Source organism: Promicromonospora sp. NPDC057488 (assembly GCF_042802395.1).
Taxonomy (GTDB): domain Bacteria; phylum Actinomycetota; class Actinomycetes; order Actinomycetales; family Cellulomonadaceae; genus Promicromonospora.
The window spans coordinates 1-9,186 of sequence record NZ_JBHVEG010000220.1; the positions used below are offsets into that span (position 1 = coordinate 1).

9 protein-coding genes are annotated in these 9,186 nt (G+C 75.4%); 6 read left to right on the forward strand and 3 right to left on the reverse strand.

Annotated elements, in window-relative coordinates:
• Window positions 1–69 precede the first annotated feature (69 nt).
• Entirely contained in the window at window positions 70–522 is a 453-nt protein-coding gene (locus tag ACFU5G_RS27095; RefSeq protein ID WP_377251714.1) for a DoxX family protein, read from the reverse strand.
• A 121-nt stretch (window positions 523–643) separates the two neighbouring features.
• Here ACFU5G_RS27095 and ACFU5G_RS27100 point away from each other — a divergent pair, with 121 nt between their 5' ends.
• From ACFU5G_RS27100 to ACFU5G_RS27125, 6 genes are all read left to right on the forward strand, one after another.
• A complete protein-coding gene (locus tag ACFU5G_RS27100; protein WP_377251716.1) occupies window positions 644–1,159 on the forward strand; it encodes a TetR/AcrR family transcriptional regulator in 516 nt (171 codons plus the stop codon).
• A 250-nt stretch (window positions 1,160–1,409) separates the two neighbouring features.
• Window positions 1,410–2,069 carry a putative glycolipid-binding domain-containing protein gene (locus tag ACFU5G_RS27105; RefSeq protein ID WP_377251718.1) on the forward strand — a complete coding sequence of 220 codons (660 nt, stop codon included), beginning with the start codon at window positions 1,410–1,412 and terminating at the stop codon, window positions 2,067–2,069.
• A gap of 159 nt (window positions 2,070–2,228) precedes the next feature.
• On the forward strand, window positions 2,229–3,065 hold the full coding sequence (locus tag ACFU5G_RS27110) for an HAD family hydrolase (RefSeq protein ID WP_377251720.1): 837 nt from the start codon (window positions 2,229–2,231) through the stop codon (window positions 3,063–3,065).
• 120 nt (window positions 3,066–3,185) lie between these two features.
• Window positions 3,186–4,994, forward strand: coding sequence for a serine/threonine-protein kinase (locus ACFU5G_RS27115; protein ID WP_377251722.1), 1,809 nt, complete (start codon window positions 3,186–3,188; stop codon window positions 4,992–4,994).
• A 34-nt stretch (window positions 4,995–5,028) separates the two neighbouring features.
• Window positions 5,029–6,564, forward strand: coding sequence for a serine/threonine-protein kinase (locus ACFU5G_RS27120; RefSeq protein ID WP_377251724.1), 1,536 nt, complete (start codon window positions 5,029–5,031; stop codon window positions 6,562–6,564).
• Between the two features lie 37 nt (window positions 6,565–6,601).
• Window positions 6,602–7,915 carry a serine/threonine protein kinase gene (locus tag ACFU5G_RS27125; RefSeq protein ID WP_377251726.1) on the forward strand — a complete coding sequence of 438 codons (1,314 nt, stop codon included), beginning with the start codon at window positions 6,602–6,604 and terminating at the stop codon, window positions 7,913–7,915.
• Here the strand turns inward: ACFU5G_RS27125 and ACFU5G_RS27130 are convergent.
• Window positions 7,912–9,006: a protein kinase family protein gene (locus ACFU5G_RS27130; protein ID WP_377251728.1), complete on the reverse strand. Its 1,095-nt coding sequence runs from the start codon at window positions 9,004–9,006 to the stop codon at window positions 7,912–7,914. The two genes, ACFU5G_RS27125 and ACFU5G_RS27130, sit on opposite strands and share 4 nt — an antisense overlap.
• Before the next feature lie 6 nt (window positions 9,007–9,012).
• Window positions 9,013–9,177 (reverse strand): TetR/AcrR family transcriptional regulator C-terminal domain-containing protein, encoded by a 165-nt coding sequence (locus ACFU5G_RS27135; RefSeq protein ID WP_377251730.1) that lies wholly within the window; start codon window positions 9,175–9,177, stop codon window positions 9,013–9,015.
• Window positions 9,178–9,186 lie beyond the last annotated feature (9 nt).

Genomic DNA, 9,186 nt, shown 5'->3' on the forward strand with positions numbered 1-9,186 from the left:
TCCCTGGCAACAACTGCTGTGCTCGACGTCGCCGGGTCGGCGGGCCGGCGAGGCTCCGGCCGGCCGGCATCAGAACGGCAGCCAGACGACGGCGGCCAGCGCGGCCAGGTAGAGCGCCTGCTCGGCGAGGCGGCGTCCGACCGGGGTGGGCGGCTTGCCGTCGAAGAGGACACCGCGCCGCGCCGCGGAGATGTTGGCCGGCGTCATGGCCAGGGTGAGGAGCCCGAGGCAGATCGCGGCGGCGGGCGCCGTCGCGGGCACCAGCAGGCCGATCGCGCCCGCGAGCTCCAGGACGCCCGTACCGGCCACGAGCAGGTCCGGGCGCGGCAGGCCCGGCGGCACCATGCGGACCAGGTCCCGGCGCACGTGCGGGATGAGCCGTCCGGACGCCGCGATCAGGTAGACGGCCGCGATGCCGATGCGCGTGGCGTCGTGCCAGCTGTCGAGGGCTGGGACCGCGAGGCCGACCAGGCGCGCCAGCGCCGTGATCCCGATCAGGAGGACGGGAAGGGGGACAGGCATGACCGCTCCGATCTTGACGGTGACAAGTTCGTGCGACACCTCACCACTCGCGCTGCTATCTTGTCAATGGCAAGATTGGGCGAGCTGGTCACGAGACGCGGACGCGAGAGGACGGAGCCCCATGAGCTACCACCACGGAGACCTGCGCCGTGCGATGACCGCGGCAGCCGCGACCGCCGTCGCCGAACGTGGAGCCGCCGGCCTCAGCCTGCGTGAGCTGGCGCGGCTCGCGGGCGTGTCCCACGCGGCACCCGCGCACCACTTCGGCGACAAGGCGGGCGTGCTCACCGCCGTCGCCACCGAAGGCTTCGCGCTGCTCGCCGAGGCCCTGGACCAGGCCGGCGACGACCTGCTGGCCGCGGGCGTCGCCTACGTGCGGTTCGCCGTCGGGCACCCCGGGCACTTCGCTGTCATGTTCGACCGCAGCCTGCTGCACGGCGACGACGCCGACCTGCGCGCCGCCGAGCAGGCGGCCTCCGCGGCGCTCGCGGACCTCGCGCCCGACGCCGACGGTGCCCGCGCCGCATGGTCCGTGGCGCACGGCTTCGCGAGCCTGTGGCTCTCGGGCGCCATCGAGGGGTCCGACGTCGTCGCGGCGGCGGAGCCCGTGCTGCGCCGGCTGGTTCCGGATGCCTGAGGCGGGCCGGGCGGGGTTGCGCCAGGCGTCGGTCGGGCCGGGTAAGTGACGCGACAGATGGCCATGCACCTGCTGCCAGGGTGGAGGCCCGTCTGGCAGCAGGTGCATGGTCATCTGACCGCGACCTGCTCATCTGACCGCGCCCCGCTGACCGCGCCCCGCTGACCGCGCCCCGCTGACCGCGCCGCGCTGAACGGGCGGCGGTGCTCGCGGTCGAGCGGCGGCGTCGGGTACTGGCTAGGGTCGGACCGTGCGGCTGCGCCCGGTGCCTCCGGTGTCGGCCTGGGCCCATGCCGGGGTCCGGACCGGCTTCGAGGTCATGTTCGCGGAGCGGACCGACCGGGGGCACGTGCTGCGCGGGCACACCGCCGCGGTCGAGGGCGAGCAGGCATGGTCGGTCGGGTACCTGATCGAGGTCGACCGGCACTGGCGCACGCGCCGCGCCGAGATCGTCGCGGTGACGGCGGCGGGCGCCCTCCGCACCGTCCTCGAACGAGCCGACCTCGACGCTGACACGGACGCCCCAGCCGGCACCGCCCAGCTCCATGACCCAGTCCCGAGCCTCGACACGAACCCCGCCCCGGCCCGCTGGCTCGTCGACGGCGCACCCGACCCCCGGCTGGACGGCTGCCTCGACGTGGACCTCGAGTCCTCCGCGGTGACGAACACGCTGCCGGTCCACCGGCTCGACCTGTCGCCGGGCCGGACGCACCGGTCGCCCGCGGCGTTCGTCCGGGCCCAGGACCTCGGCGTCCAGCGGATCGAGCAGGACTACCGGTTCCGCGAGCGGACGCCGGGCACGCTGCTCCTGGACTACGCGTCGGCCACGTTCGACTTCGCGTGCGTGCTCACCCTCGACGCCGCCGGCTTGGTGCTGGAGTACCCCGGGATCGCGGTCCGCGAGCGCTGATCCGGACGGGTGCGTCATTCACCCGCCGTGGCGTGTATCGTTTCGGCCGCTGCAGGCCTCTGACCTGGGACAAGACGTTTCTCGGCCTCGAGATGCGAGTTCCAAAATGTCCTAGTATGGGGGATGATGGGCCGCGCCACCTATCACCAGGGGAATACCGTGACCGCGACCGCCTCCGGGGCCACCGCAGCACTGCCCGACGTACCGACGTCGACACCCGCCCTCGTCGCCTGCGACCTGGGTGGGACCCTCGTTCGTTCCGGACGCCGGGCCACCCCTGCCGTCGTCGAGGCGCTCGCGGCCGTCCGCGCCGCCGGCCACCACCTGGCGATCGCGACGGGTCGCTCGCTGTCGGTCGCGGTGCAGATGGTGCGCCTGCTCGGCATCCGCGACGGCTGGGTGGTCGCGGCCAACGGCGCCGTGACCGCTCGCCTGGACGGCAACGGCTACTCCGTGGTGCAGGTGACGCCCGTCGAGGCCGAGCCCGTGGTCCGGCTCGTGTCGAGGATCCGCCCGGACCTGCGGCTCGCGGCCGAGGTGGTCGGCACGGGCTACCGCGTCACCAAGCGGTTCCCCGACGGGCAGCTCGGCGGGCACCAGGAGGTGCTGCAGCGGGTCGGGGACATCTGGGTGCGCCCGACGCCGCGCCTCGTCGTGCACGGGCAGTGGGCCCAGCGCCTGACCCCGGCGCTGCGCGAGTCGGGCGTCACCGCGTTCCCCACCCGGGTCGACTGGGTGGACGTCACCGCCCCCGGCGTCAGCAAGGCGACCGCGCTGGAGAGCATCCGCGCCGAGCTCGGTGTCGCGCCGTCGCGCACCGTGGCGATCGGCGACGGCGAGAACGACCTCGAGCTGCTCTCCTGGGCGGGCGTGTCGATCGCCATGGGCCACGCGCCGGACGCCGTCCGCGCCGTCGCGCACCAGGTCACGAGCAGCGTCGAGCGGGACGGCGCGGCGTCGGCCCTGCACGACGCGCTGCTGCTGCCGGCGGCCTGACCTGCCCGGACGGCCCCTGCCCGGGAACGATTGAACCAAAACGTTAGGCCCTCTACCATCAGGCCAGCAGTCCGGCGCGGAAGCCGGTTCGGGGCGGTCGGATGAGGAGTCGGGGGCACAGTGCCAATCGCAGCGCTCAGCGGGGAGGACCCGCGCGAGGTCGGGCCGTACGTGATCGAGGGCCGGCTCGGGTCCGGCGGGATGGGCAGCGTCTACCTGGGCCGCCCGCGGACCGGGCGGCCCGTCGCGGTCAAGCTGGTCCACCCGGGCCTGGCGGGCGACGCCGAGTTCCGCACCAGGTTCCGGCGCGAGGTCGCCGCGGCCCGCCGGGTGGGCGGGTTCTGGGCGGCGCAGGTGGTCGACGCCGACCCCGACGCCGAGCGGCCCTGGATGGCCACCGCCTACGTGGCGGGGCCCTCGCTGGAGGACGCAGTGGGGCAGGAGGGCGCGCTGCCCATGTCTGTGGTCCGCACCCTGGGCGCCACCCTCGCCGAGGGGCTGAGCGCGATCCACGCCCAGGGCCTGGTGCACCGCGACCTCAAGCCGTCCAACATCCTGCTGGCCGACGACGGCCCCCGGGTCGTCGACTTCGGCATCGCCCTGGAGCACGACGCGACGTCGCTGACGCACCAGGGGTCGATCGGCACGGCGCCCTACATGTCGCCGGAGCAGGTGCGCGGCCTGGACGTCACGCCGGCGTCCGACGTCTTCTCGCTGGGCTCGGTGCTCGTGTTCGCCTGCACCGGCCGCAGCCCGTTCGGGGGCGGCGCCGCCGAGGACGTCGCGCGGCGCGTCGTGCGGGACGAGCCCGACCTGGCCGGCGTGCCGTCGGGCCTGCGCGGGCTGGTCGAGGCCTGCCTCGCGAAGGAGCCGGCCGACCGCCCCGCGCCGTCGGACGTCGTGGACCGGCTCGCCAGCGCCACGGGCGGCGGCTGGGAGCTGCCGGCCGGCGTCGTCGCGATGATCGCGGAGCGCGCCGCCGAGGTGGGCGGGGTCGAGGCGGGCGTGGTGTCGGTGTCGCCGCACGACCCCGCGGCGACGGAGCGGATCGAGGCGCCGGGCACGGGCCGGCTGCCGGCGGGCACGGCTCCGGTGGGCGCGGCGCCGGCGGGCACGACTCCGGCGGGCACGACTCCGGCAGCCGCCGGCGCCGTCGGCACCGGGACCGCGTCGTCGGGCGAAGGCCCCGGCGTCGGGCGCCGCGCCTGGTGGCGCACCCCGGCGGCGCTGTGGACCGGGGTCGGTGTGGCGGCGGTCGTGGTCGGCGTCGCGGGCGCCCTGGCGTTCACCAGGGGTTTCAGCGGCCAGGCCGGAGGAGGCGCGGACCTGGTCCCGGAACCGTCGTCGGTCGGCAACATGCAGCTCACCGTGCCGGACGAGACCCACGAGGTCACGCTCGAGGTGACCGCCACGGGCGAGGACGCGGACAGCACGGCCCTCGGTGTGCGGTACGACGGGCGGCTGGGCCCGGCCGGGCTGGCGGACTCGTTCCGCAACGTGGAGGACATCACCGACATGGACCTCGACAAGATGTACACCGAGATCGAGCTGCCCTGGAGCCGGACCATCACGGCGAAGGGAGCGGTCGAGGGCGCCCACATCACGCTGTCCGCCGAGGCCGGCTGGAAGGACCGGACCGCCATGCTGGTCGACGGCGCCGACATCGCGGTCTCCTGCCGGATCCTGATCGACGGCGAGGTGGTCGCCGAGGAGGCGGGGCAGGTCAACGTGGGCTGCATGCTGGTGTCCGAGGAGATCCAGGAGCAGATGGACAAGATCCGCGAGGACAGCGAGAAGCTGTACGAGGAGCAGTCGAAGGAGCAGCGGGAGCGGCTGGACGACATGCCAGAGCCCGGCACCCCGGAGTACGACGAGTACCTGCGGAACCTGTTGGACAGCGTCGACGATCTCCAGAACGGCAACGGCTGATGCCCCGGTCCACGCGCCGACCCGGGGCCCGCCCGTGATCGAGACGCTGCGCGCGGGCGACCCCGCACAGGCAGGGCCGTACCGTCTGCTGGGTCGGCTGGCCGCCGGCGGCATGGGCCAGGTGTACGTGGGCCGCTCCCGCGGCGGGCGTGTGGTGGCGGTCAAGGTGATCCACCCGGGCCTGGCCGGGGGCGACGAGTTCCGCGTCCGGTTCGCTCGCGAGGTGGAGGCCGCCCGGCTGGTCGGCGGCTATCACACCGCCGAGGTGGTCGACGCCGACGCCTACGCCGACCGGCCCTGGATGGCCACCGCCTACGTGCCCGGCCCGTCGCTGCACGACGCCGTCGCGCGCAACGGCGTGCTCGACGTCGAGGCGGTCCGGGCGCTCGGCGCGGGCCTCGTGGGCGGCCTGGAGGCCATCCACGCCGCGGGCCTGGTGCACCGCGACCTCAAGCCCGCCAACGTGCTGCTCACCGCCGACGGCCCGCGCGTCATCGACTTCGGCATCGCGCGCGCCGTGGACGCGACGTCGGTCACGACGTCGGGCGACGTGCTCGGCACCGCCGCCTACATGTCGCCCGAGCAGGTACGCGGACGGGAGGCCGAGCCGCCGTCGGACGTGTTCGCGCTCGGGTGCGTGCTGTTCTTCGCGGCCACGGGGCGCTCGCCGTTCGGCGGCGGCCCCACCGAGGCGATCGTCTACCGCGTGGTGCACGAGGACGCCGACCTGGGCGACGTGCCGCCGGAGCTGCGCGGCCTGGTCGGGGACTGCCTGGCCAAGGACGCGGCGGACCGCCCGACGACGGCGGAGGTGCTCGACGGGCTGCGGCCGGCGTCCGGGGCCGTGGCACCGTGGCGGCTGCCGTCCGGCGTCGGGCCGATGGTCGCCGAGCGCGCCCAGGAGCTGAAGGACCTTCAGGTGCGGGAGGCGCCCGCGGACACCGAGGTGGTCCAGGCCCCCGTCCCGGACCCGGTCCCGGAGGGCCTCCGGGACGGCGTCGGCCACGGGCTCGACGGGAAGTCCGGGGGAGCCGCGGTACTCGGGGCAGGCGATCAGACCGGGGGAGCCCGACGCCGCCCGCGTCGCCGGTGGGTCGCGGTGGCGGCCGCCGGGGCCGTCGTGGTGACCGCCGGCGTCTGGTGGACCGTCGCGCAGAACGGCGTCCCGGCCGACGCGATGGAGAGCGGGGCGTACAGCCTGACCGGCGAGCGGCTCGGGTCCGACCCCGTGGACGCGCTGCACAGCGTGGAGCTGGAGATCACGACCCCGCGCGCCGGGGAGGTCGTGACCGTGACCTACAACGCCGTGGTGATCGACACCGACGACGGCGGCACCCAGCAGGGGCAGCAGGGCAACGGCAAGGGGTTCAAGGTCGTGACGCCGTGGACCGGGACCCTCCCTGTCGAGTCGCAGCTGCAGTCGCTGGCCCTGACCGCGCAGGGTGACGCGGAGGACATCACCTGCCGCATCGCGCTCGACGGCGAGCCCGCCGCCGAGGGCACCGACTCGTACACCTCGGCCTGCGGGGTGCCCGTGGACCTGTCGACCGTCCTGGACGGGCTGTTCTGACCGCAGACCGTGCGGGACCACCGAGAGGACACCGAGCATGGAGCTGGAACCGCTGGGCGAACGTGACCCCAAGGAGCTGGGGCCCTACCACCTGCGCGGACGCCTCCGGGTCGGCCGCGCGGGCATCGCCTACCTCGGCCGGTCGCCCGACGGGCTGTTCGCCGAGGTGACCGTCGTCAGCGAGCAGATCGCCTGGGACCCCAAGGTGCTCGCCCTCCTGTCCGACGGCGCCGACGCCGCCCGCCGGCTGCGCGCCCCGCACCTGCAGCGGGTCCGCGCCGCCGACCTGGGCGAGAGCACGCCCTGGACCGCCGCCGACTTCCTGCCCGGACCGTCGCTGCGCGAGGCCGTCGAGACCTACGGGCCGCTGCCGCCCCACGCCGTCCGGAGCCTCGCGACGGCCCTCGCGGACACCCTCGACGCCGTGCACGGCGCCGGGCACGTGCACCGCGGCCTCGACCCGTCCACGGTGGTCCTCACCGCCGACGGCGCCGTCGTGACCGGTCTCGGCGTGGCCCGCGCCCTGGAGGCGGCCACGGTGACGCTCCCGCGCCTGGTGCCGGACGCCGTGGCCTACCTGCCGCCCGAGGTAGCGCGCGGCCTGGAGCCCGGGTCGCCTGCCGACGTGTTCGGTCTGGGCGCCGTGCTGACCTACGCCGCGACGGGGCACGGGCCGTTCGGGTCCGGAGCCTCGGCCGAGCTGGCGCGCCGGGTGCGGGACGACGAGCCCGACCTCGCCGGGCTGCCCGACGACCTGGTCGAGGTCGTCACCGCGTGCGTCGGGGCCGACCCGGGCCGCCGGCCCACGCTCGCGGCGGTGCGTCGTCGGCTGGCGGCCGGACCCGCGGGCTCGTGGGTGCTCCCGGACGGGCTGACCGGCGCGTTCGCGCAGTGGGCGGTGCTGGGGCGGGGCCGGTCGGCGCCGCTGGCGCCCGCTATCCCCGCGGAGCCGACGGCGCCGTTGGCTCCCCAGGACGGGCCGGCGGCCGGTGTCGGAACGGGTTCCGGTGCCGGTCCGGCAGCGACCCGGAAGCTGGACGTCGCGTTCGACGATCCCGGTGCGCGCGGTGTCGGCGACACCGAGAACCTGGGCGGACCGCCCACCGCACCGGCTGGTGCCTCGCCTACCGGCACGGGGCCCGTCGGCACGCCCGCAGGTTCCGGAACCGGGGATCCGGCGGCCCCGCCGCGACCGGTGTCGATCCTGCCCCGGACCGCCGGGGACGACCGCGGCCCCGGCTCGGGCCGGGGTGCCGGTCAGGGCGGGGCGCGCGTGTCCCCGCTGCTCCTGGTCGCCGTCGGCGTCGCGGTGGCCGCGCTCGTGTTCGCGGCGGTCACCGTCTGGCTCTAGGGCGTGCCCCGCGGGCCGGGCCGGTCGAGGCGGCCGAGCGCCGCCAGCGGGTACGGCGTCGTCCGGCTCTCCCGCTGGAAGCGGCGATGGAAGTCGCCCACCACCGCGGCGACCGGCGCGTCGCGGAGCAGCAGCTCCCCGACGGCCGCCGGGACGTCCTCCGGGGCCACCCCCTCGGCGCAGGCCCGCACGAACGCCCGGCGTTCGTCGGGCGCGTACCCGTACACCGCGACGGCCAGCCAGTTCACCAGGTACGTCGCGGCGTAGTCCCGGTCGTAGCCCTCGTGCTCGGCGAGGAAGGCGGCCTCGCCCGGCGTGAGCTCGAAGCCGGAGGAGATCGCGAGGCCGTAGTCGGCGAAGAACAGCCGCTCGCCGTCCGTCAGGATGTTCTGGAAGTGGGTGTCGAGGTGCAGCAGGCCGCGCGTGTTCATGAACGCGACGCCGGCCGCCAGCTCGGCGTCCACCATCGCGCAGGCCCGCTCGGCGGTCTCGGCGCCGACCCGGACCTGCTCGTCCAGCCAGGTGTGCAGGGTCTGCGGCACGTACTCCAGGAACAGCACGATGCTCGCCGGGGACTGCTCCAGGGCCTCGATCCGGTCGCGGATCTGCGGCCCGCCGCCCCAGTAGGCGACGGCCCGCTCGACGTCGGCCAGCTCCTCGGGGAGCGGGTGGCCGGCGTCGGGCAGCACCCGCCAGTGGTACATCAAGGGGAAGCCCTCGTGCTCGCCCGCGAGCACCCAGTCCGTGGTCATGGTGTGCACGGCCAGCTCCCGCCAGGCCCCGAACCCCGGTCCGCCGATGGTGCCGACGCCGAAGTGGCAGAAGACCGGCAGGTCGAACAGGTTCGCCGTGGAGCCGACGTGCTCCGGCCGCCGCTCGAGGTCGGTCAGACGCACCTGCTTCACGAAGACCGGGGCGCCCTCGACCTCCACCACCCGGGTCGCCCCGCCGATGCCGGAACCGATCGGGGCGGCGGCGCCCAGCAGCTCGCGCAGGGCGCCGTCGCTGGTCCGGGCCAGGGCCGCGGAGACGGCGTCGTGGGCGGCGAGCCGCGGGACTCGGGACAGGGCTGCGGACGGTTCGGTGGCCACGGGCGGTCAGCGGGCGCCGTAGCGGGCGATCATCGTGGCGACCGCGTCGTCGACGGCGTGGGCCGTCTCGGCATCGGTCGGGTTCCAGCCGACGACGGTCAGGCGCGGCCAGAACGTGAAGTTCGAGATCATGCCCATGAACTGGGTGGTGGCGGCCACCGGGTCCGCGATGCGCGCGGC